A 24,356-nucleotide genomic window follows, 5' to 3' on the forward strand; every position below is an offset into this window, starting at 1 on the left:
AAAATGGCAGAAGTAGCAAAAGATTTATTTTACACAAAAGATCATGAATGGATTAAAGTAGACGGAGACGTTTATGAAATTGGTCTTGCAGATTACGCACAAGACAGTTTAGGAGACATCGTATACGTTGAATTACCAGATGTTGATGATGAAATTGATGCAGAAGAATCTGTAGCAAGTGTTGAATCTGTAAAAGCAGCATCAGAAGTTTACACTCCATTTGCTTGTACAATCGTAGAAGCTAATGAAGAATTAGATGATGAACCAGGCAACATCAACAAAGCTCCATATGAAAGCTGGATTGCTAAGGTTAAATTCGAAGACTTCGATGAATCAAAATTAATGACTGCTGATGAATACGAAAAATTCTTAGGAGAATTATAATGTATCCATACATCTCAATTACTGATCAAGAAATTGAGGAAATGCTAAAAACAATTGGCATTTCCTCTACTGATGAACTATATTCAGATATTCCTGAAAATGTTCAATTCAAAGGAGAACTTAACATACCAAAAGCAAAAAGTGAAGTTGAAGTTAGAAGATATTTCGACGAAATTTTTGCTAAGAACACATCTACTGATGATAAGGTTTGTTTCTTAGGTGGTGGAGCTTATGATAGATACGTTCCTTCTGTTATTCCAGCAATGGCAAGCAGAAGTGAATTCTACACTTCATATACACCATACCAACCAGAAATAAGCCAAGGTACTCTTTCCTATATTTTTGAATATCAAACAATGATGGCTAACCTTACTGGTATGCCAATATCAAACGCTTCTTTATACGATGGTGGAACAGCTATCACAGAAGCAGCTTTGATGACTATCCAAAAGTCCAAAAAATCAAAAATTCTATGCGCTAATACAGTTAGTCCTTCAGCAAAAGAAATATTGTTGACTTATTGTCACGATAGGAAAGTTGAAGTAGAATTTATCCCAATGAAAGATTTACTAACAGATATGGACGAATTGGAAAAAATGATGACTGACGAAGTAGGTACAGTTATCGTTCAATCTCCAAACTATTACGGATATATCGAAGATGTTAAAAAATATGAAGAGTTAACTCACTCTATCAAGAAAAACTACTTGATAATGTCAGCAGATCCTATGAGTTTAGGTTTGTTAAAAAAACCAGCTGAATATAATGTTGACGTTGTTGTAGGTGAAGCTCAACAATTCGGAGTAAACTTACAATATGGTGGACCTTATTTAGGATATATGTGTTTTACTGATGAATTTGTTAGAAAATTCCCTGGCCGTGTTGTAGGACAAACTACTGACGAAGACGGTAAGAGATCATTTGTTTTAACACTTTCAGCAAGAGAACAACACATTAAACGTGATAGAGCAACTTCAAATATCTGTTCAAACCAAGGTGTTAACTTACTTGCAGCAAGTATTTATTTATCACTTTTAGGTAAAACTGGTATTAAAGAAGTAGCAACTCAATCATTACAAAAAGCTCACTATCTATTTGAAGAATTAAAGAAAATAGACAAAGTTAAAGTTCTTAGTGAAAAACCATTCTTTGATGAATTCACTATCGGTTTTGACAAAGACACTGAAGAAGTTAAGAAAGCATTATTTGATAAAGGATTCTTAGCTGGAATTAGCATTAAAGAAGCTACAGATGGATGTGGCAATGGTTTAATTATTGCTGTAACAGAAAAGAGAACAAAAGAAGAAATGGACAATTTTGTAGCAGCAGTTAAGGAGGTATTATAATATGGCTTATAACAAGTTAATATTTGAATTATCACAACCAGGTAGAACTGGATATAAACTTCCTGAATTAGACGTAGAAGAAAAAGATAACTTAATTCCTGAAGAATTTTTATCAAATGAAGAATTAGATTTACCAGAAGTTAGTGAAGTTGACGTAGTTCGTCACTATACTAATCTTTCAACTCTAAACTTCGGCGTAGATACAGGTATGTATCCATTAGGATCTTGTACAATGAAGTACAACCCTAAAATAAATGAAGAAATCATAGCGAACCCAAAACTTGCACGTCTTCACCCAAAACAAGATGACTACCAAGTTCAAGGTGCATTGGAAGCGATGTATACTTTACAAAAATCACTATGCGAAATCTCTGCAATGGATTATATGACATTACAACCAGCAGCAGGTGCTCATGGTGAAATCACTGCTATTACAATTTTCAAGAAATACCACGAAGTTAATGGTAATTCTGAAAAGAATGAAATCATAGTTCCGGACTCAGCTCACGGTACTAACCCAGCAACAGCTGCAATGGCAGGATACAAAGTAGTAGAAGTTAAATCAAACGAAAAAGGTGTAGTTGACGTTGAAGACTTAAGAAAAGTTGTAAACGAAAAAACTGCTGGTTTGATGTTAACTAACCCTAACACTTTAGGTTTATTTGAAACTAAAATCAAAGAAATCGCTGAAATAGTTCACGAAGCTGGCGGATTACTATACTATGATGGAGCTAATGCTAATGCCATTTTAGGACACGCAAGACCAGGGGACATGGGATTCGATGCAATCCACTTCAATGTTCACAAAACATTCTCTACACCACACGGTGGTGGAGGTCCAGGTGCAGGTCCTGTAGGTGTTAAGAAATTCTTAAGAGATTATTTACCAAAACCAATTGTTGAAAAAGATGGAGATAAATATTTCTTAGATTATAGCATGGAACATTCTATTGGTAGAATGAAAGACTTCCAAGGTCACTTCGGAATTTTAATGAGAGCGTTGACTTATATCCTAACTATGGGTAGTGACGGATTGAAATGTGCATCTACTACAGCAGTATTGAATGCAAACTATCTACAAGCTCAATTAAAAGACGATTACAACTTACCACACGACTTCATCTGTAAACACGAATTCGTATTAGGCGGATTAAAGGATGATTGCGATGGTCAAGTTAAGACATTGGATGTAGCTAAGAGACTGTTAGATATGGGATTCCATCCACCAACAGTATACTTCCCATTAATCGTTCATGAAGCATTAATGGTAGAACCTACTGAAACTGAACCAAAACAAACTCTTGACGAATTCGTAGCTGCAATGAAACAAATTGCACAAGAAGCAAGAGAAAACAAAGATATATTATTAGAAGCACCTATTTCAACTGTTGTTAGAAGACCTGATGAAACAGAAGCTGCTAAGAAGTTAATATTGACTTACAAAAAAGGAGAATAATGACTAAAGATATCATTATTATCGGCGCTGGACCTGGTGGCTATGAAACAGCCATCAGGGCATGCCAGCTCGGTTTAAATGTAACTTTAATCGAAAAAGCTGAAGTAGGTGGTACATGCTTGAACAGAGGATGTATACCTACTAAAACTTTATGGAAAATTGCTGATTTGTACAAAGAAATTAAAGAATCAGAAACTTTTGGAATTGAAGTTAATGACCATAAATTATTAGCCGATAAAATTAAACAAAGGAAAACGGAAATTATCGAAAGACTTAGAAGTGGTGTTGAATACCTTTTCAAAACTTACGATAATTTAACTTTTATTAGAGGAGAAGCTAGCTTTAAGGATAATAAAACAGTTATTGTGAAGACTTTGGAAGGAGAAACCAAAGAACTTACAGCTGATAAAATTATCATAGCTACTGGATCCAAAGACTATAAGCCAACAAATATTGAAGGTATTGACCATCCTAAAGTTTTGACATCAACTGGACTTTTGGAATTAGAAGAAATTCCAAAATCAATGGTTGTTATTGGAACTGGCGTAATAGGAATGGAATTTGCATCAATCTATTCACAATTCGGAACAGAAGTTACTGTAGTTGGTAACAAACTGTTGAAAACTGAAGATGGCGAGATCCAAAAACGTCTAAAATCTATTCTAAAAAGCGATACTTTGAAGTTTGTAACAGGAGTATATGCTAAGAAAATAGTTGAAGAAGACGGAAAACTTAAAATCATTAGTCAAAAAGTTGGCAAAGATAAATTCCAAGAAACTTATGCAGATTACGTTCTTGTAGCAAGTGGAAGAAGCAGCAATATAGATAATCTAGGAATTGAAAACACAGATATTAAAACTGAAAAGAATGCTATTGTTGTCGATGAAAATCTTCAAACAAATGTCGAAGGTATTTATTCCATTGGCGATTGTGTGTACAAGAACACTCAATTAGCTCACGTTGCAAGTAATCAAGGTAAAAATCTTGTGAGAGAATTTGCAGGTAAGGAAAAAAACATCAACATGGATGTAGTTCCAGCAGTTGTATTTACTGTTCCTGAAATAGCTTCTGTTGGTTTAACAGAAGAAAAAGCAAAAGAACAAAACATAGATTATGTAACAAGCAAATTTATGTATCAAGCAAATGGTAAAGCATTGAGTTTGAATGCTACAGAAGGTTTTGTAAAGATAGTTGCTACAAAAGATTTATCTAAGATTTTAGGTTGCCATATAATTGGCCACGATGCATCCACATTAATTCACTTCGCAGCAATTGCGATGAACAATAACGTTGGAGTTGAAGGTTTATCAGCAATGATTTACGCTCACCCAACTATTAGTGAAGTGTTTATGGATTCTGTCGAACAATTAGAAGGTTTATCTATCAATACGCCAAACCCTAACAAATAAATTGAATCCTCGTATTTAATTTCCGAGAGAAATTAATACGGGGATTTTTTAATGGTTACAGAAAGTCAAATATAAAGTTTGATTTTTCGTAAACTTTTACGCTGTTTTACTCACAGTTAAAACACATTTGCTTGATAAAGTATAAGTATCAAATATGGAGGTGTAGATATGGACAGAGACCCATACTCTGAATACAACGATTACATTAAAAAAAGAAGGGACGGCTTGAGCGAAAGAAAAGTCGAAAATATGATAAAAGAAGAAATAGCTAAGAATAAACCAAAAATTGGTTGGTTAAAAGCTCTCACAATATTTTTACTAATATATTCTTTGGTTATGAGCTATTTCGTAGCAAAAAATATGACTGGTATTACTGAGACTATTAACAAAAATGGTCAAGTTGAAAGTAGTACTATTTCTATAAAAAACAATAGTGTGTCTACCGAAAATGCCGTAGCCAAGAAATCTTTGGATTCTGTAGTTGGTATTACAACTGTAGGTGTTCAAGAAAATATGTTTTTCCAAGGCAGAGTTGTAGAAGGTGTTGGAAGTGGTGTTGTTGTTAGCAAAGATGGATATATTTTAACTAACGCACACGTTGTACAAGATGGTAAAGCAGAAAAAATCGAAGTCTTACTTACAAATGGCAAGAAATCATCTGCAAAATTATTGTGGTATGACACAACGCTAGACCTTGCAGTAATTAAAACTGATATGACTGGATTAAAACCAGTTGAAATGGGAGATAGCGACAAGGTTCAAATTGGAGACAAGGCGATTGCTATTGGTAATCCATTGGGATTGGATTTGCAATCAACATTGACCAGTGGTTATATTTCAGGAAAAGACAGAACAATCACATTGCAAAATGGACTACAAATGGATGGTTTGATGCAAACAGATGCGGCTATAAACTCAGGAAATAGTGGTGGTGGACTTTTCGACCAAGAAGGAAAACTAATTGGTATAAATACTGCAAAAGCTTCTGCAGAAGGAATCGGATTTACAATTCCTATTAATGTAGCAAAAACCATTGTCGATAATATAGTTTCTGGGGGCTCTTTTGAAGGAGTTAAGTTGGGAATTAGTGGAGTTGATGTAAAGACGTTTCAACAAGCTACTGGTCAAAAATTATCCATAGACAAAGGAATTTATGTTGTGGAAGTTGTCAAGGGATCTTCTGCACAAAAAGCTGGTGTAACTAGAGGGGATATCATTACAAAAGTAAACGGCAAAGCGATAAACACGATGAGTTCATTGAAGAAGGCATTGCTTGAAGTTAGACCAAAACAAAAAGGCAAGATTACAGTTTATAGAGATGGTAGTACGAAAGATTTAGATATTGAATTTAGTACTTTACAACAAAAATAAGTTATCACGTTTTTTCCTTCCTTAATTTGCGTGAGATTTGAAATATATAAATTTGAAAGCGGTAGTGAGAACTATCGCTTTTAAATTAGCAAGAACAAATAAATTCTTAAAAAACGCCTAAAAAATCTAAATTTTTCGATTTTGCTATTTACACAATGAATTAATTAGTATAAAATATGGGAGTGTTGAGGAGGAGAAAGATTTGAAGCAAATTTATTCTGTAAAAATGATTTTGAAATACAAGACAGATGTGTCTATATATGAAGAAGATATTGTTCTTATAGAAATGGAAAGCATTGATGAATTAAAAGACAAATGTTTGGAATATGTAGATTTAATTCAAGAGGATTTGAACGATCATGAATTCGTAGAATTACATGAGATTGTGAATTGGAATTTGTCTAGCGAAAAATTCGACAGTTCGATGAATTTCAAGGAAGTTTATTCGGAATTTATAGACGAAGACGAAATTGCATAGTAAAATAGTAGGTTTTTGTTTAAAGGCTTAACTATTTTGCTTTTTTCGTGTATAATATAGTAGGACATAAGGATCTCTTATATATATATTTATTACATAACTGTAAGGAGGTTATTATGTCAAAAAATTTATTAACTATTAAAGACTTATCCGCAAGGGTAGGAGATAAAGAAATATTAAAAAACATAAATTTAAATATAAACTATGGTGAAGTTCACGTTATTATGGGACCAAATGGTTCTGGTAAATCAACTTTAGCCAATGTTATTTTGAACAATCCACAATACGAAACTACTTCAGGTGATATTTTACTTGATGGTGAAAGTATTATGGATTTATCAACAGATAAAAGAGCCAAAAAAGGTATTTTTATGTCTTTCCAAAATCCAATGGAAGTTTCAGGCATTAGTGTAGAAAACTTCATCAGATCTGCAAAAATAGCAACAACTGATGAAAATATAGGATTCTTAGAATTCAGAGAAGAACTGGAAGATAATATGGATATACTTGAGTATGATCATGGATATTCTTCCAGATATTTGAATGTCGGTTTTTCCGGTGGTGAAAAAAAGAAGAACGAAATTCTACAAATGTTAATGCTACAACCAAAACTAGCAATCCTTGATGAAACAGATTCTGGTCTTGATGTTGATGCTGTTAGAACTGTATCAAAAGGTGTAAAGGAATTCTTACATGACAATAATTCAGTTATTGTAATCACACATCACAAGGAAATCTTAAAAGAAATTAAGCCAGATTTCGTTCATGTAATCATGGATGGCACTATTGTAAAAGAAGGTTCTAGCGAACTTTTAGATCAAATTGAAGAAAAAGGATTCAATTGGATTAGAGAAGAGGTGAAATAATGGCACCTAAAAAGAAGACTCAAGTCGATGAAATGGATAGAGGTATCTATGACATCAAGAATAAATTTACTTTTAGAAGAAAAACTGAAGAGGGCTTGACTCCTGAAATTGTAAGACAGATTTCAGAAGAAAAAAATGAGCCTCAATGGATGCTCGAAAAAAGATTGGAAGCTCTTGAAATATTTTACAATTCAGAAGATCCTGAATGGGGACCGGATTTGAGTGTCGTTGATATGAATAAGGTCACAACATACATTAGACCTGATGCTGACAGATCAAGCGACTGGAATACAGTTCCTGATGAAATCAGAGATACTTTCGATAAGTTAGGTATTCAAGAAGCTGAAAAAGAAATGATGCTTAGCGGTGTTGGTGCACAATACGATAGTGAGGTTGTGTATCACAACATTCAACAATCTTTGGTAGATCAAGGGGTTATTTATACAGATTTTGATACAGCTCTTAAAGAACACGAAGATATTGTAAAACAATACTTTGCAAAATCAATCACACCAAGATTAAACAAATACGCAGCACTTCACTATGCAGTGTGGTCAGGTGGATCATTTGTTTATGTTCCAAAAGGAGTAGATGTTAAAATCCCACTTCAAAGTTATTTCAGATTGAACGCTCCAGGAGCAGGTCAATTCGAACATACAATGATTATCGTAGAAGATGACAGTTATTGTCACTTCATCGAAGGTTGCTCAGCTCCAAAATATAACGCACTAAATGTACATGCTGGTGCAGTGGAAATCTTCGTTGGAGAAAATGCTACTCTTAGATTTTCTACAATCGAAAACTGGTCACGTAACATGTACAATTTGAACTCAAAAAGAGCAATCATTGAAAAAAATGGTAAGGTTGAATGGGTTTCTGGTTCATTTGGATCAGCAGTATCCATGCTTTATCCTTCAAGTGTCTTGAAGGGAGAAGGTGCAAGCAGTGAATACACTGGTATTTCATTTGCAGGACGTGACCAAAACTTAGACACAGGTGCTGTTATGATTCACGCAGCCCCTCACACTACAAGCTATGTAAACAGCAAGTCTATCTCTAAATCAGGTGGAATCAGTGTTTACAGAGGTTTAGTAGACATAAAAGAAAATGCTTACGATTCAAAATCATCAGTAAGTTGTGAATCGTTAATGTTAGATAATGAAAGTAGATCAGATACAATTCCAGTTGTTAAAATAGGAAACAAACATGTCGATTTGGGACATGAAGCATCTATCGGTAGAATAGATGATCAAGTTATTTTCTATTTGATGACAAGAGGTATTCCAGAAGAAGAAGCAAAATCAATGGTAGTTCGTGGATTTGCGGAACCAATAGCTAAGGAATTACCTATGGAATATGCGGTTGAGATGAATAATTTAATTAATCTTGAATTAGAAGGAAGCATAGGATAGGAGTTGTATATGGAACAAATTAAAGGCAATAAACTGGGATTTAAAACTTTCAAATATTTGAAAGTTAACGATACAGAAATTAATCTTCCAGATATAGATATAAAAGAATACAGAATAGACTCAGATCCAGTAGAATCATTAGACAACAAAGATTTTGGTGTGTGCCAAGAAGCTTTGGATATGAACGAAAAATCGGGAAATCTATTCAAAAAATATAGAACAGAAGAAAATCAAGTAAAAGATTTCGGAGTTATCGATTTGGTAACTGACAGAGAATATGATATTTTGTTGGATACTCACAAAATTGTAGCCGAAAAGAACTCAAGCCTCCGAGTTGTACTTGATTACAGAGACAATGACGACAATAAGAAATTCAGAAGTTCAGTAATTGAAATCAATGCTAAAGAAAACAGCAATGTGGAAGTTTTTGTTATTCAAACAGAAAAGAACACTACAGCATTGGAGTCAGTTATATTAAACTTAGATGAAGAAAGTAACGTCATCCTAAGCCAATACGAATTAGGAAGCAAGGACAATTATGTCAATACTAAAGCTAATTTGAATGGCAAACATTCTAACTTGGATATCAACAGTATTTACTTCACACATGGAGATAATTCATTGAATATGCTTTATGAAATCAATCATTTCGGCAAAGAATCCAAATCTTCATGTATCGTAAATGGTGCATTAAAAGAATCATCTTATAAAAACTTCAAGTCAACTCTTGATTTCAAAAAAGGATCCATGGGATCCACAGGAACTGAAGAAGAATACGCGGTATTGTTATCAGATGATGCAAAAAGCTTGTCAGTTCCTATACTTTTAGCAGGAGAAGACGATGTAATAGGAAATCACGCAGCAAGTGCAGGTAAGATAGATGCTGATATGCTATTTTATATAATGAACCGTGCTATATCCAGAGATGTAGCTGAAAGTATGATAGTTGAATCCAAATTTAGCGAATCATTAAGCAGATTAGATGACGAAAACTTGGAAAATAAACTTCTTTCATTCATCAGAGAAAAAATGGCAAAGAGGGAATTGGATGTTAGATAAAAAACAAGTAGAAGATATAAGAAAGGACTTTTTGTATTTGGATAAAGAATACAAAAATCCGATAGTTTATTTGGACAATGCAGCTACCAGCCAAAAACCGATTCAAGTCATAGATAGCGTAAGTGAATTTTACAAGTATGAAAATGCAAATCCTCACAGAGGAGCACACACATTGAGCGTTTTATCTACAGATGTTTACGAATCTGGAAGAGAAAAAATCGCAAAATTCATAAATGCAGCAGATTCTTCAGAAGTAGTGTTCACTAGAAACACTACTGAATCTTTGAACTTATTAGCTTATTCGTACGGCTTTAATAATTTAAAAGAAGACGATGAAATAGTCATATCAATAATGGAACACCACAGTAATTTAGTAACTTGGCAGGAAGTGTGCAAGAAAACTAAGGCTAAACTAAAATATTTGTATGTTAACAAAGAAAATATGCAATTGGATTTTGAAGAATTCAAGAAAACAATCACTGAAAAAACGAAGATTTTCTCAATAACACAAGCATCAAACGTAGTGGGAACTATGCCTGAAGTTGAAAAAATGATAAAATACGTCAAATCAGTTAACAAAGATTGTATATGCATCGTGGATTCTGCACAATATATTCCACACAATAAAGTTGACGTACAACAATTAGGTTGTGATTTCTTAGTATTTTCAGGTCACAAAATGCTTAGCATAATGGGAGTTGGAATACTTTATGGAAAGAAAGAATTATTGAACAACTTAAAGCCGTTCTTGTATGGTGGAGATATGATTGAATATGTGTTTGAAGATAAATCATCGTACTTGGATGCTCCAGGAAGGTTTGAAGCTGGAACACAAGATGTAGGAGCGGTAAAATCATTAATAACAGCGATAGATTACATCGAAAAAATTGGAATAGAAAATATTAGAGATTATGAAAAAGCATTAATGGATTATGCTTATGACAAAATTAAACAAAAATCCGACATCATCGATGTATACACAACAAATGACACTCATAGATCACCAGTTTTAGATTTTAACTTCAAAGAAGCTCACCCACATGATGTTGCAAGTATTATGGACAGTTACGGAATTGCAATAAGAAGTGGGCACCATTGTGCACAACCACTTCATAGATATTTGAAGACAAATTTCTCATGCAGAGCAAGCTTTGCATTCTATAATACATTTGAAGAAGTTGACTTTTTTATTGAACATCTTGAAGACGTAAGGAGATTGATGAGAATTGGAACTAGGTAGTTTATATACAGAATTAATATTGGAAAAAAGCAGGGATAAATCAAACAGACGTGAATTGGAACATCCAACTCATTGTGAGTTGGGACACAATCCAAGCTGTGGAGATGAAATCACATTGCAACTAAAAGTTCAAGATGACACAATCGAAGACATTGCATACACTGGAATGGGATGTGCTATATCACAAGCATCCACATCCATAATGTGCGATGTAATCAAAGGAAAATCAGTAAGTGAAGCAATAGATTTGTGCAACAAATTCATCTCAATGATAAAAGGAGAAATCACTGACAGAAAAGAACTAAAAGTTCTGAAAGATGCAGTGTGCTTCCAAAGCATATCCACATTACCAGCGAGAGTAAAATGTGCCGTTCTTTCATGGTACACATTAAAAGATATGCTTGAAAATGACAAATCAGAAGGATCATTTATTCCTGATTAATAGACAATAAAATAGATAATAAATTTTCAACTGGTGAAACGTGTGTTTCATCAGTTTTTTTATTAAACAAAAAAAGAGATAACTCACAACGAGTTATCTCTTAATTTAATTAATCAATTATTAGAAAGCTTTGAATCTTTCTACTTTATCCTTGTCGATTCCATGTTTTTCATTATAAGTCATTTTTGTTGTACTAATCATGAATGGAACGCCATCGATTTTACGAGCTTCTAAGAAGTTTACAACTTTTGTGTAATCTCCTGAATTTTTTCCACCTTTTTTCATTATTTTCATAATTGAGTATGGGTGTTCTGGTTCTTTGATTGTGATTAGTGAAGAATTTGGTTTATCGAATGCTTTTTGAACGATATCTTCGAATTCTTCAGTGTCGATACCAGGAATTAAATAGTATTCAGCATCTTCGTCCATGCTTTCTAATCCTTTAACTTGAACTGATTTGAATTGTTTCTTAGCAATTCCCATCATAATAGCTAATAATTGTCTGATTCCTGTTGATCTATGTCCTGAAATAATAATATTTTCGTGGTTTTCAATTGCTTTTTCGATGAATTCTGCTTGTTGTTCATCTAAAAATTCTGAATCCACAAATCTTTTTATCATTGGGTGCATAAAATTCCTCCTTATGTTTGATTTAATAACAATAATATTCTACCACATATTCAATAAAATATCATACTATTTTATTGAATAATTCTATTGTTCTAGTTCCATAATATCTTTTAAGCCGTCAGTGTATTTGATGTCGTTATTTTCTAATACCCAAAATGCTTCAACTCCATCGATAGAGTCCACCAATTTTCTTCCTTCTTCGTAATTCATGACAAATACTGTTGTAGATAGGAAATCTGCAAGTCCAGAATCTTTTGTGACGATTGTCACTGATTTAAAATGATCCGCTGGATTTAGTGTATCTGGATCAATTATGTGATGGTATTTTTTGTTGTTGTAAACGTAAAATCTTTGGTAATCACCACTTGTAACCATAGATGTTGTTTCTGGTATTTTCAAGATTGCGACGTATTGTTTGTCTGGCTCTTCATTCAAATTAGGATTTTGGATTGCGACTACCCAGCTGTCTTTTCCTTTTATAATTGGTTTTCCAATTGTTCTGACGTTTCCACCTGCTGAAATAATTCCCGATTTTAGTCCACGTTTTTCTACTTCTTGAGCTATTTTTTCTGTAGCATATCCTTTTGCAGTGGCTCCCAAGTCTAGTTTTGAATCTTTATCTTTCAAGAAAACTGTGCTGTTTTGTTCATCCAAAACGATGTTATCGATACTTGTGTGAAGATTTTTTTCTTTCAAAACATCTGCTGAAGGAATTTCGATTTTTTTCTTTTCCAAAGCGTTGTCTCGGTACTGTTTCCACAAATCAGTTACAGAACCAAATGCGATGTTTGTTTTCTTATTGTATTTGGAATAATCTTCTACTGACCATTTGATTAAATCAAACAAATCCTTGTCGACTTTTACAGGTTTAATGCCTGCGTTATCGTTGATTGTTTTCGCATTATCCACGCCATCAAAATTTTCGTAAGTGCTGTATAGTTTATGAAGTCTATCAAATTCATCGTTGATAAACTTGGAATACTCATTGAATTCTTTTTCAGATTTTGTGTACAAACTATATCTTATTACTGTGTCAAATTTGTCATAAAGTGTGGCTTCGTGTTTCTCAAAATCTTTAGATGAAGATTCAGCATTTTCTTTTACTTGTGGTGCTGGATCTTTTGGAACTGGTTTATTTTCACCTTTTTCTTGAGAACAGCCAACTAACATTGTTAATGTTAAAAATACTAATATAAATTTTTTCATATAATCACCACATACATTATATCAAATTTTGGGAAATAATTTGACATCTTTGACTTATTTTAACATTATATGCTTCAAAAATTCCTGTTTTATAGTATAATGGTAGTGATAATTTTTTAGGAGATGAATAATGAAGAAAGCTATTATACTTTCTGCCGGAGAAGGCACTAGAATGAAATCTCACAACTCAAAAGTTTTACATAAACTTTTGAACAAGACTATGATTGATTATGTCATGGATGCTTGTGATTTTGTGGATCAGAAAATAGTAGTCGGCGGAAATAATTACGATATTTTAAGAGAAAACTTAGATGAAAGTATTCATCTAGTAAAACAAAATATAGGAGAACAATATCCATATGGAACAGGGTATGCCGTTAAATTATGTTTAGATGAAATAAATGACGGCGATAAAGTTATTATTTTAACGGGGGATACTCCACTAATAAAGCAAGAAACGTTGAAGAAGTTTTTTGATTTCCATGAACAACAAAATTCCGTTGCAACAGTTCTTACAAGTGAAATCGACGATCCATTTGGATATGGAAGAATTGTAAAGGACGAAAAGGGTAATTTGCTCAAAATCGTTGAGCAAAAAGACTGCAACGATGAGCAATTATTAATAAAAGAATTCAACAGCGGCATGATGATTGTGAATGGCGATGTGTTGAAGATGTCGATTGAAAAAATCGGTACAGATAATTCAAAAGGCGAGATGTATTTGACAGATATTTTCGAAATCATCAGAAATGACGGCAAAATTATCAAAACTTTTAAACATTCTGATGTAAACGAAACTTATGGGATAAATACAAAAGCCCAATTGTATTTCTGTGAAGAAATTTTAAAACAAAGAGTTAATGAAAAATACATGGAAGAAGGCGTTGTAATTTCTAATTCGGATTCTGTAATCATAGAATCATCTGTAAAAATCGGAAGGGACACTGTGATTATTGGACCTTGCAGAATTTACGGAAACACAGAAATAGGCAGTGATTGTTTGATTAAGGGCGATTGTGAAATCGTGGATTCTAAAATCGATGACAACGTGGTTATTAAATCATCATACATCGAAAATTCTGTCGTAGGAAAGAACACTGACATCGGACCTTTTGCTCATTTGAGACCAAACAGCGTTTTGAAAGAAAATGTTCATATTGGAAACTTTGTTGAAATCAAAAACTCAACTGTTGGCAATAAAACGAAAGCAGGTCACTTGGCTTATGTTGGAGATAGTGATTTGAAGGAAAATATCAACATCGGTTGTGGAGTAATTTTCGTAAATTACGACGGCAAGAACAAGCACAGATCTGTGGTTGAAGACAATGTGTTTGTCGGTTCTAATTCAAATGTGATTGCTCCTGTGACTTTGAAAAAGGACAGCTTCATTGCTTGTGGTACTACAATTACTGAGGATGTTGAAGAAGGTGCACTTTCAATTGGTAGAAGTCGTCAAGAAAATAAAAAAGATTGGGTTTATAATAAAAAAAGATAGAAATGGAATGATTATATGTATTTAATCGCAGGACTGGGTAATCCAGGAAGTAAGTACGAATACACAAGACACAATGCCGGATTTATGGTTATAGATGATTTGGCAAAAAAATTGAATATTAAGGTGAACAAATTAAAATTCAAATCGTTGATTGGTGAGGGATTTATTGGAAACGAAAAAGTGATTTTGATGAAGCCTTCAACTTACATGAATGATTCTGGAAAAGCTATCTTGGATTGTTTTAATTATTATAATTTATCAGCAGAAAATCTTATTGTTATTTGTGATGATATTGATATTCCTTTCGGAACTATTAGAATAAAAAAGAAAGGCTCTGCAGGAACTCACAATGGGTTGAAGTCCATTATATATCTTATTCAGTCTCAAGATTTTGCAAGAATAAAAGTATCTGTCGGTCAAAATGACAACAATTACGATTTGAAGGATTTTGTGTTGTCACAATTTAGCGAGAAGGAATTTGAAGTTTTAAAAAAAGAAATCGACATGTCAAGTGATGCGGCTATCAAAATAGTAGAAGAAAATGTCGATTATGCTATGAACAACTTCAATGGGAAAAGCTTGATATGAATTTTCTAACTAAAATTTACGAGGATAACACAGAATTTCAGGGATATTTAAATTCTTTATCATCCGATAATTCGTCTATTTACATTCACGGTGTCATTAAGGAAGCTTTTGCAAGTTTCGTGTATGCAACATCCAAAAACATAGACAAACCTCTTGTAGTGGTTGTAGAAGATAATATGAGAGCAAGAAATTTGACAGAATATCTGAATGATATTGAAGATAATATCTGCGAATTTTTTCCAAGCAGAGAACTTAACTTGTACAATGCAAGATCACTGGACGATAATGCAGAAGATCAAAGAGTAAATGTGTTGTTCAAATTATTAAACAACGAAAAATTCATCATAGTTACCACATTTGATGCTTTAACGAAGAAAATCACAAAAAAATCTGTTGCAAAAAAATACGCATTTACAATCAAAGATACTGATTTGATAAATTTGGAAGAACTTCAAGAAAAGTTGAAGGTGTTGAAGTACGAAAGGGTAGACACTATCGAATCAAAGGGACAATTTGCTATAAGAGGTGGAATTGTAGATATTTTCCCAGTTCACAGTAGATTTCCTGTTAGAATTGAATTGTTCGATGACGAGATAGATTCGATGAGATTTTTTGAAGTATCAACTCAAAGATCAATTGAAGATTGCAAGTTCGTCGACATCATTAGTTGCAGCGAATTAATTATTGAAGACTCTAAAAAAGAATCTATTATCAATTCGATTCAAAAAAACTTAGATAAAAGAATTAATCATCCGATTTTTGGAGAAAATATAGACAATGTCAAGGACAAATTCGAAAAGTTGATGGAATACATCAGGAGTGATTTGGAATACGAAATCGACTTGGTATCATGTTTTCTTACAAAAAAAGATTATGATACTGTGTTTGATTATTTTTTAGATGACAGCATAATGCTGATTGAAGATTTGTCCAGATGTTATGATATTTACAAGGAAAAAGAAAAGAGATTTTTGGAAGATTTCGTGTATTTGGTTGAAAAAGGAGAAGTTTTATCCAAGCACGAACAATCACTTATTCCAATTTCCGATATTTTGAAATTGATAAAATCAAAAAAATCTGTCAACATTACAAGTTTGGTCAAAAGAACTAGACTTATCGAATCAAATGCGATGTATCAGCTTAAAACATTGGAAGCGCCAAACTTTAACAAGAATATCGACAGTTTGGTTGAAAATATCAAATCCAACAGTTTAAGGGGATTCAAGCAAATCGTGTTTGCGGCAAATGTCGAACGAAAAAACATGCTCAAGGATTTGTTCTTAACTAATGGAATTCCAACTCTTGAAGCTGAAGATTATAATGCAAATATCAAATCGTCGCAGGTTTTGATTACTCAGAAAAATTTGCCAAATGGTTTTGAAATAAAAGATCCTAAGTATTTGATAATTACTTATAAGGAAATTTTCGGACGCGAAAAACAAATTCGAAAACGTAAGAAGAAAAAAAGTACCGGTCAGGATATTGTCAATTATTCTGATTTGAATATCGATGATTATGTGGTACACGAAAATCACGGGATTGGTCAGTACAAGGGAATTGAAAAAATCGATGTAAATGGAATACAAAAAGATTACATTGTAATTCAATATAAAGCAAATGACAGGCTGATGATTCCAACGGATCAGATGAATTTGGTCCAAAAATACATCGGCGGTGGCAACATCAAAAAGCCTTCATTAAATAAATTAAGTGGAAATGATTGGGCAAAGGCAAAGCAAAAAGCTAAGAAATCTGTCGATGAAATGGCAGATGATTTGGTTGAATTATATTCAAAAAGAGCCAAGTTAAAAGGATATCAGTTTTCTCAAGATACTGAATGGCAAAGAGAGTTTGAAGATTCATTCCCTTATGAAGAAACAGATTCTCAAGTAAGATCCATTGAAGAAATCAAAACCGATATGGAATCTGACAGACCAATGGATAGGTTATTGTGTGGTGACGTTGGTTACGGAAAAACAGAAGTTGCAATCAGAGCTTGTTTTAAAGCTATAATGGACGGTAAACAAGTTGCATTCTTAGTTCCAACGACAATTCTCGCACAGCAACATTTTAATACAATCAAAGAAAGATTCAGAGATTATCCGATTAGAGTTGAAATGATGAGTAGATTCGTCTCTCCAGCACGTCAAAAACAAATAATGAAGGATGTGCAAAGAGGTCTTGTAGATTTATTGGTGGGGACTCATAGAATTTTGTCGAAGAATTTGAAATTTAAAGATTTGGGATTATTAGTAATTGATGAAGAACAAAGATTTGGTGTGAGACACAAAGAAAAATTAAAATCTATGAGAGAAAACGTAGATGTGCTTACACTGTCAGCAACTCCAATTCCTAGGACTTTACAGATGGGATTAACGGGAATTAGGGATATGAGTTTATTGGAAGAACCACCAGAAGACAGAACTCCGATATCAACTTATGTTACAGAGTACAATCCTAGTTTGATAAGAGATGCAATAATCAGAGAACTTGACCGCGGTGGACAGATATATTTTGTGTATAATAGAATAGAAGATATTGATCAGATGGAATTTAAATTGAAAGAATTGGTTCCTGAATTAAACATAGCGATAGCTCATGGTAGAATGAATGAAAAAGAGCTAGAAAATGTAATGCTAGACTTCCAAGATGGAATTTATGATTTACTATTGTGCACAACTATTATAGAAACAGGTCTTGATATACAAAATGTCAACACAATGATAATTTATAATGCAGATAAGATGGGCTTGTCGCAATTGTATCAATTAAAGGGACGTATTGGGCGATCTGATAGAACTTCGTTTGCTTATTTCACATATGAAGGGCAAAAATCATTGACCGAAATTTCCGAAAAACGACTTATGGCAATAAAAGACTTTACAGAATTTGGATCTGGTTTTAAAATCGCAATGAGGGATTTGGAACTCAGAGGAGCTGGAAATCTTTTGGGAGAAAGCCAACACGGTCACATCGCAAAAATCGGTTATGATTTGTATGTGAAGCTTTTGGAACAAGCTGTCAGAGAAGCTAAGGGAGAGACTGTTTCAGAAAACAAAAACATCGTTCAAATCGAAATCAAAGTCAACGGATATATTCCCGAAGATTACATTTCTGAGAATGAAACAAAGATTGATATCTACAAAAAAATCGCATCTATACAAGATGAAGATGATTATTCTGAAATAATTGATGAATTGATCGACAGGTTTGGAGATGTTCCTAAGCCTATCGTTAATATTATGGATGTATCTATAATTAAGGCGTTTTGTGCTAGATTATCCATTGAAAGTATAAAAGAAATAAAGGGAGAACTTTTCTTGCAATTTTCTTCTCCTGACAAAATTTCATTAGAAAAATTAAAATACTTGACAGAAAATTACAAGAAAGAAATGAGATTTGATTTGTCAGAAAAACCTAAAATCATTTTGGGATTTGAAGACAAAAATTTAAGAGATCCTATCGAAGTATTATCGATACTTTTGAAGGATAATGAGAAATAATTGGAGGAAAAATGAAGAAATTTTTAGCAATTGTATTAGCTGTGATGATGGTAATGGTAACAGGATGTTCTAAAAAACCAGACGGAGCAGTGGCAAAGATTGGCAAAGAATACATCTACCAAAAAGATGTGGATAAGGTAATGGAAGATTACAAACAATATTATGGACAAGATATTTTCAACCCTAACACTGAACAAGGTAAGGAAGCTTTGAAGCAAATCCAACCTAAAATCATTGATATGCTAATTAACGAAAAAATCGCAAACAAATTAATGAAGGATAAAAAAATTGAAGTGTCTGACAAAGAAGTTCAAGCAGAAGTTGACAAGCTTCAAAAACAATTAGGTGGAGCAGACAAATTCAAAGAACAACTAAAAAAAGAAAATATGACAGAACAAGCTTTGAAAGAACAAATCAAAAAACAATTGAAGAACAAAAAACTTTCTCAACAATTTGAAAAAGACTTCAAACCATCTGACAAAGAAATCAAAGACGAATTTGACAAAAATTTAGACACTTATACTCAATATAATGCAGATCACATTCTTTTCTCTGGTAAGGATGACAAGGGCAAAAACTTGGACGACACTAAGCTTAAAGCAAAATCAGAATTAGCAAACAAAACTTACGAAGAAGTAAAAGATGGTAAGAACTTCAATGAAGTTGCAAAAGCAAAATCAGAAGACCCATCAGCTAAGCAAAATTCTGGTAAATTAGGTGATTTCTTATCATCTACAATGGTAAAAGAATTTTCTGATGCATTGAAGAAAATGAAACCAGGTGAAGTTTCAAAACCTGTTAAGACAGAATTTGGATATCACATCATCAAACTTAACAGTAAAGTTACTGAATTAGATAAGATGACTGATGCAAATAAACAAAACGTTAAGACAGCAATTTCCAACAAAATTATCCAAGAAAAAGTTCAAAAAGAATTTGAAAAACAAAAAAAGGATATGGGCGTAAAAATTTACTAATTTTTAATAAAAAAACGCTGTTTTTCCAGTCAAAACACTTGAAATAAAAAAAATATTACTGTATACTGTATTTAAAATAGGTTTTAACTATTTTGAAAATTTAAGGAGGAAAAGATGAATAAATCTGAATTATTAACTAGTATAGCTAAAAAAAGTGAGCTATCAAAAGTAGAAAGCGAAAGAGCTTTAAACGCATTCATTAAAACTGTTGAAGAAACATTAGCAAAAGGTGAAAAAGTACAATTAGTAGGATTTGGTACATTTGAATCAAGAGAAAGAAAAGCTCGTGAAGGAAGAAACCCAAGAAATCCTGAAGAAAAAATTCAAATTCCTGCATCAAATGCGCCTGTATTTAAAGCTGGTAAATCTTTAAAAGAAGCAGTTAACAAGAAAAAGAGTAAATAGTTTATAAATCAGGCCTATGGCCTGATTTTTTATTATTAAACTTTTAATTATCAAAGAAAGATTGATTATGATTTACGATTTTTATATTAACAAAGACATAAAGGATAGATTTAGAATTTTATCGGATGATAAGCTTATTTATTCTGGGTACAAGGAAGGAAATAGTACCTCGTTTTTTGATGCATTCATTGGGTCAAGCTTTGACAAGGGATCAAACTTTGTATTTTACGATGAAAACGAAGATGTCGTGATGAAGGTTGAACGTATTTTTTATGATAATAACAAAAAATACGTAATAAATTCCAAGAATGTCAATTTTACATTAGAGTCTGACATGTCTAACACTATTAAATACGACAACGACAAAGTAATTGATATTTCTGATTTTAAACATATCAATGTACTAGATTTTGGCAATATAGAATTAAACAAGAAAGGTTTCAGCATCTACGAAAAGTTTACATTGGATGTAAAGGATGAAAAATACACATTCGTTATCATTGCTGTGGCTTTGTTTATATGGGATGTATATATTAAAGAAAGATTAGGATTTATAAAATAATGAGTAAAACGGATTTTTTTGTAAAAAATTTTGGTAGCAGAAGTGATGCTAAGAAGAAAATCATTTCTATTTTGTTGGCTAACTTATTGGCTGCCGTTGCAATTGACTTTTTCTTCAGTCAAAAGAACTTTCTAAGTGGTGGTTCTACTGGTATTGGATTGTTGGTTCAATATATGACTGGAATTCCTACAGGAGTTACAGTGTTCTTGCTTAATATTCCAATTATGATTATTGGATACAAGTATTTAACTAGACAATTTGTAAACTACGCAGCGATTTCTACCATTGTGTTGTCAGTGTATTTGACATTGTTTCACTATCTTCCAAATCCATTTATTTTAAAGGATGATATGCTTGTAGCTGTGGTTGGTGGAGCGATAAATGGCACGTCGATGGGTACGCTTTTTAGATTTGGTACATGCAGTGGTGGTTTGGATATCATAGCTGCTATTATGAAAAACGAAAAAGATATCTCAATAGGAAATGTACTCATGGCTTGTAATGCAGTAATCATAGCTATAGGTAGTGCATTGTATGGTATTGATAAAGGATTTTATACTATAATTTCGATGTTTGTAGCTTACAGAGTTTTGGATAAAATCGAATTGGGAATAGGTGAAACTAAACAAGTTTTCGTAATAACTTCGAAAAACGAAGAAGTTGCAAATATTATTATGCAAGATATGAATCGTGGTGTCACTTTCTTACACGGAGAAGGTGCTTATTTGAATAACGAACAAGATATAATATTCTGCGTTTTAAAGAGAGCACAAGTTGCTTATTTGAAGAAGAAATTGAAAAAGATTGACCCTCGTGCATTTATTACGGTAAATGACGCATACGAAGTATTGGGTAAAGGATTTGAAAGAGAAGAATATTAAGGAGTGGTATTATCAAAAACTTATTAATAGCACAATCAGGTGGACCGACATGTGCCATCAATGCAACATTGGCTGGTTGTTATAAAAAAGCAATTGAGCTAGGATTTGACAATGTGTACGGAGCTTTATACGGCGTTCAAGGATTGCTAGATTCCAAAATCATAGATATGAAAGCACAAATCAAAACAGATGAAGATTTGAACAGATTAAAAATCACTCCAGCAAGTGCATTGGGTTCTTGCAGATACAAAGTAGACAGCGAAGAAAAACTTGCAAAAATCGTGGAAATTTTGAAATCATTTAACATTAATTATTTTATCTACATTGGTGGTAATGACTCAATGGACACTGTATATCAATTATCTAAATACATCGACAAAATCGGCGAAGATATAAAAGTAATGGGTTCTCCTAAAACAATCGACAATGATTTGTTTGGAACAGATCACACTCCAGGATTTGGTTCTGCAGCGAAGTTTGTAGCAAATTCTGTCTATGAAATAGCTAAAGATGTCGAAATCTACGACTACAGAACTATAACTATTGTTGAAATCATGGGACGATACGCTGGCTGGCTTACAGCAGCAGGAGCAATCTCCAAAAAACTTTGTAACCTTGGAGCAGATCTTGTGTATATAAGTGAAGATACATTTGAATTTGATAACCTAGTCAAGGAAATCAATGAAAACTTCAAAAGAACAGACAACATTTTGATTTTAGTAAGTGAAGGAATCAAAGATTCTTCCAATAATTTCATATCCAAAACATCTGGCAAGAAAGACAAGTTCGGCCATGCACAATTGCAAGGACCATCTCACATAATCAGAGATAAATTAAAAGAAATTTACGATATGCCTATTAGAAGCATTGAACTGAACATACTTCAACGATGTGATATGTCATTTGCATCCAAGACAGACATTGAAGAATCATTTGAAGTTGGAGAATTTTCTGTAGAATGTGTAGAAAATCATTCAGGTAAAATGGTTGGAATCAAAAGAATTTCCAACAAACCTTACAAGACAGAATTCGAACTTGTCGATATAGAAAAAGTTGCCAACAAAACCAAAATGATAATTCCAAAATACACAGACAGCCATTTCCAAATCGACGACGAATTTATGGACTACATTCTTCCTTTAATCGAAGGAGAAATCGACGTAGAATACAAAAATGGAATAGCACAATACTTTGCATTCGACAAAGAAGATATTGTGAAATTGTAAAACAAAAGAGCAGAGTTGGTAATAATTCTGCTCTTTTTTAAAAAAATTGTAAAAAACACTTTACAAAACAATATTATTGTGCTATCATAGAAAGGTAGTCGTGGTTCATTAGCTCAGATGGTAGAGCACCTGACTTTTAATCAGGGTGTCCCGGGTTCGAGTCCCGGATGAGCCACCAATAGCCGAGCTTTTGTAGCTCGGTTTTTTTAATTTGAGGTGAGAAATGTATTTAATTGTATCCGCATTGATATTATTATTTTTATTAATATCGATATCGTACAAAATAAACATAGTACAATACGAAATAAAATCTGAAAAGATTGACCGTGATATGGACATATTATTCTTATCGGATCTTCATTCATGCGATTATGGAATAAATCAAAAGAAATTAATAGATAAAATAAAATCCGTCGATTGTGATGTCATTTTGTTGGGTGGAGACATTGTAGATGACAAATTAAAACCCAAAAAAGCATTTGAATTATTGGAACAATTGCAACAACTGGGCAAAAAGATATACTACGTTCACGGAAATCACGAAAAAAGAATAGAAAATCTGGTAGAAATAGATGAGACAATCAAAAAATATAATGTACAAATTCTAGATAATGAAGAAGTGTTCTTATCGAAGAATATTAAACTTATCGGAGTGGACGATTCATCTGGAGAAATCTTGGACGATTATGAGAATGAATTAGACATATTAGATGAGAATTTGAATTCAGAAAATTTTAATATATGTTTGATTCACAAACCAGATTATTATTTCAAGAAAAATCTGAAAAATTTCGATTTGATGATATCGGGTCACACTCACGGTGGACAATGGAGGATTCCTTATATCTTAAATGGAGTTATATCGCCGGGACAAGGTTTGTTTCCGAAGTATGCTGGTGGAATGTACAATGATGGATATACACTTATAGTGTCACGTGGACTAGCCAAGGAAAAGACCGTAGTTCCAAGGATATTTAATCGACCGGAAATTAATTTAATAAAATTAACAAAAATCAACAATAGTTAAGAAAAGTATACAATGCTAGGAAAACTATTGTTATTTTGTTTTTTTGAGTTAAAATATAATTAAAGAGTAATAAATATATTTATAACTTGACAACGAAAGGAGACAATATGAAATACACAATGAAAAAGCTAATTGCAACAATCGCAGTAGTATTTGTTGTAATAGCTGGACTTAATGCTAGTCTTGTAAAAAAATCAGAAACGATTTCGAGTTCAGGGATAGAAGTCGATGATGATTTTAAGTACATTTCAGTATCACATGAAAATGTAGGCGGAGAAATGGAATATGAAAAATCTGGCTATAAGGGAGTACTGAAAAAATCAATACGTCCATACTATGAAGAAGAGGGTAGGTTGTATTACAGATACTCTGGGAATTTAAAGAAACAATAAG

23 protein-coding genes and 1 tRNA gene are annotated in these 24,356 nt (G+C 32.9%); 22 read left to right on the plus strand and 2 right to left on the minus strand.

What is annotated here, in order from left to right:
• Positions 1 to 3: 3 nt before the first annotated feature.
• From gcvH to sufU, 11 genes are all read left to right on the plus strand, one after another.
• A complete protein-coding gene (gene gcvH / locus ABDJ34_RS07695) occupies positions 4 to 384 on the plus strand; it encodes a glycine cleavage system protein GcvH (RefSeq protein ID WP_094224483.1) in 381 nt (126 codons plus the stop codon).
• Positions 384 to 1,730: an aminomethyl-transferring glycine dehydrogenase subunit GcvPA gene (gene gcvPA, locus ABDJ34_RS07700; protein WP_094223289.1), complete on the plus strand. Its 1,347-nt coding sequence runs from the start codon at positions 384 to 386 to the stop codon at positions 1,728 to 1,730. The genes gcvH and gcvPA overlap by 1 nt, the downstream gene beginning before the upstream one ends.
• A gap of 1 nt (position 1,731) precedes the next feature.
• Entirely contained in the window at positions 1,732 to 3,186 is a 1,455-nt protein-coding gene (gene gcvPB, locus ABDJ34_RS07705) for an aminomethyl-transferring glycine dehydrogenase subunit GcvPB (RefSeq protein ID WP_412701937.1), read from the plus strand.
• Entirely contained in the window at positions 3,186 to 4,595 is a 1,410-nt protein-coding gene (gene lpdA, locus ABDJ34_RS07710; RefSeq protein WP_412701938.1) for a dihydrolipoyl dehydrogenase, read from the plus strand. Before gcvPB ends, lpdA begins: the two co-directional genes overlap by 1 nt.
• Before the next feature lie 168 nt (positions 4,596 to 4,763).
• The gene (locus ABDJ34_RS07715) at positions 4,764 to 5,966 is read left to right on the plus strand and encodes a S1C family serine protease (RefSeq protein WP_412701939.1); all 1,203 of its coding nucleotides are present in this window, start codon (positions 4,764 to 4,766) and stop codon (positions 5,964 to 5,966) included.
• A gap of 202 nt (positions 5,967 to 6,168) precedes the next feature.
• On the plus strand, positions 6,169 to 6,444 hold the full coding sequence (locus ABDJ34_RS07720) for a hypothetical protein (protein ID WP_154272994.1): 276 nt from the start codon (positions 6,169 to 6,171) through the stop codon (positions 6,442 to 6,444).
• Positions 6,445 to 6,560: 116 nt separating this feature from the next.
• Positions 6,561 to 7,310 (plus strand): Fe-S cluster assembly ATPase SufC, encoded by a 750-nt coding sequence (gene sufC / locus ABDJ34_RS07725; protein ID WP_412701940.1) that lies wholly within the window; start codon positions 6,561 to 6,563, stop codon positions 7,308 to 7,310.
• Complete coding sequence (gene sufB / locus ABDJ34_RS07730) at positions 7,310 to 8,722, plus strand: Fe-S cluster assembly protein SufB (protein WP_412701941.1); 1,413 nt, start codon at positions 7,310 to 7,312, stop codon at positions 8,720 to 8,722. Before sufC ends, sufB begins: the two co-directional genes overlap by 1 nt.
• A gap of 9 nt (positions 8,723 to 8,731) precedes the next feature.
• Positions 8,732 to 9,781 carry a SufB/SufD family protein gene (locus tag ABDJ34_RS07735; protein WP_227905523.1) on the plus strand — a complete coding sequence of 350 codons (1,050 nt, stop codon included), beginning with the start codon at positions 8,732 to 8,734 and terminating at the stop codon, positions 9,779 to 9,781.
• Positions 9,771 to 11,021 carry a SufS family cysteine desulfurase gene (locus ABDJ34_RS07740; RefSeq protein WP_412701942.1) on the plus strand — a complete coding sequence of 417 codons (1,251 nt, stop codon included), beginning with the start codon at positions 9,771 to 9,773 and terminating at the stop codon, positions 11,019 to 11,021. The genes ABDJ34_RS07735 and ABDJ34_RS07740 overlap by 11 nt, the downstream gene beginning before the upstream one ends.
• A complete protein-coding gene (sufU, locus tag ABDJ34_RS07745; protein WP_002835395.1) occupies positions 11,008 to 11,463 on the plus strand; it encodes a Fe-S cluster assembly sulfur transfer protein SufU in 456 nt (151 codons plus the stop codon). The genes ABDJ34_RS07740 and sufU overlap by 14 nt, the downstream gene beginning before the upstream one ends.
• A gap of 120 nt (positions 11,464 to 11,583) precedes the next feature.
• Here sufU and ABDJ34_RS07750 read toward each other — a convergent pair whose 3' ends face one another.
• Together ABDJ34_RS07750 and ABDJ34_RS07755 are read right to left on the minus strand one after the other, a co-directional pair.
• Positions 11,584 to 12,084, minus strand: coding sequence for a hypothetical protein (locus tag ABDJ34_RS07750; protein ID WP_227905520.1), 501 nt, complete (start codon positions 12,082 to 12,084; stop codon positions 11,584 to 11,586).
• A 93-nt stretch (positions 12,085 to 12,177) separates the two neighbouring features.
• Complete coding sequence (locus tag ABDJ34_RS07755; RefSeq protein WP_412701943.1) at positions 12,178 to 13,299, minus strand: FAD:protein FMN transferase; 1,122 nt, start codon at positions 13,297 to 13,299, stop codon at positions 12,178 to 12,180.
• Positions 13,300 to 13,429: 130 nt separating this feature from the next.
• Between ABDJ34_RS07755 and glmU the strand changes: the two genes are divergently transcribed.
• From glmU to ABDJ34_RS07810, 11 genes are all read left to right on the plus strand, one after another.
• Complete coding sequence (gene glmU, locus ABDJ34_RS07760) at positions 13,430 to 14,794, plus strand: bifunctional UDP-N-acetylglucosamine diphosphorylase/glucosamine-1-phosphate N-acetyltransferase GlmU (RefSeq protein ID WP_412701944.1); 1,365 nt, start codon at positions 13,430 to 13,432, stop codon at positions 14,792 to 14,794.
• A gap of 15 nt (positions 14,795 to 14,809) precedes the next feature.
• Entirely contained in the window at positions 14,810 to 15,382 is a 573-nt protein-coding gene (gene pth, locus ABDJ34_RS07765) for an aminoacyl-tRNA hydrolase (RefSeq protein WP_412701945.1), read from the plus strand.
• Positions 15,379 to 18,885: a transcription-repair coupling factor gene (gene mfd / locus ABDJ34_RS07770; RefSeq protein ID WP_412701946.1), complete on the plus strand. Its 3,507-nt coding sequence runs from the start codon at positions 15,379 to 15,381 to the stop codon at positions 18,883 to 18,885. Before pth ends, mfd begins: the two co-directional genes overlap by 4 nt.
• Before the next feature lie 11 nt (positions 18,886 to 18,896).
• Positions 18,897 to 19,862 (plus strand): peptidylprolyl isomerase, encoded by a 966-nt coding sequence (locus ABDJ34_RS07775; RefSeq protein ID WP_412701947.1) that lies wholly within the window; start codon positions 18,897 to 18,899, stop codon positions 19,860 to 19,862.
• 114 nt (positions 19,863 to 19,976) lie between these two features.
• Positions 19,977 to 20,267 (plus strand): HU family DNA-binding protein, encoded by a 291-nt coding sequence (locus tag ABDJ34_RS07780; RefSeq protein WP_002835383.1) that lies wholly within the window; start codon positions 19,977 to 19,979, stop codon positions 20,265 to 20,267.
• Positions 20,268 to 20,334: 67 nt separating this feature from the next.
• The gene (locus ABDJ34_RS07785; RefSeq protein WP_412701948.1) at positions 20,335 to 20,829 is read left to right on the plus strand and encodes a hypothetical protein; all 495 of its coding nucleotides are present in this window, start codon (positions 20,335 to 20,337) and stop codon (positions 20,827 to 20,829) included.
• Positions 20,829 to 21,710 (plus strand): YitT family protein, encoded by an 882-nt coding sequence (locus ABDJ34_RS07790; protein WP_110058752.1) that lies wholly within the window; start codon positions 20,829 to 20,831, stop codon positions 21,708 to 21,710. The genes ABDJ34_RS07785 and ABDJ34_RS07790 overlap by 1 nt, the downstream gene beginning before the upstream one ends.
• Before the next feature lie 26 nt (positions 21,711 to 21,736).
• Positions 21,737 to 22,936 carry a diphosphate--fructose-6-phosphate 1-phosphotransferase gene (locus tag ABDJ34_RS07795; protein ID WP_094224497.1) on the plus strand — a complete coding sequence of 400 codons (1,200 nt, stop codon included), beginning with the start codon at positions 21,737 to 21,739 and terminating at the stop codon, positions 22,934 to 22,936.
• A 102-nt stretch (positions 22,937 to 23,038) separates the two neighbouring features.
• Positions 23,039 to 23,114: transfer RNA gene (locus ABDJ34_RS07800), tRNA-Lys, on the plus strand.
• Between the two features lie 45 nt (positions 23,115 to 23,159).
• The gene (locus ABDJ34_RS07805) at positions 23,160 to 23,963 is read left to right on the plus strand and encodes a metallophosphoesterase (protein WP_412701949.1); all 804 of its coding nucleotides are present in this window, start codon (positions 23,160 to 23,162) and stop codon (positions 23,961 to 23,963) included.
• Positions 23,964 to 24,070: 107 nt separating this feature from the next.
• Positions 24,071 to 24,355 (plus strand): isoleucyl-tRNA synthetase, encoded by a 285-nt coding sequence (locus tag ABDJ34_RS07810; protein WP_412701950.1) that lies wholly within the window; start codon positions 24,071 to 24,073, stop codon positions 24,353 to 24,355.
• The last annotated feature ends 1 nt before the right edge of the window (position 24,356 follow it).

It is taken from the genome of Finegoldia dalianensis (genome assembly GCF_046255015.1).
GTDB classification, from domain to species: Bacteria; Bacillota; Clostridia; order Tissierellales; family Peptoniphilaceae; genus Finegoldia; species Finegoldia magna.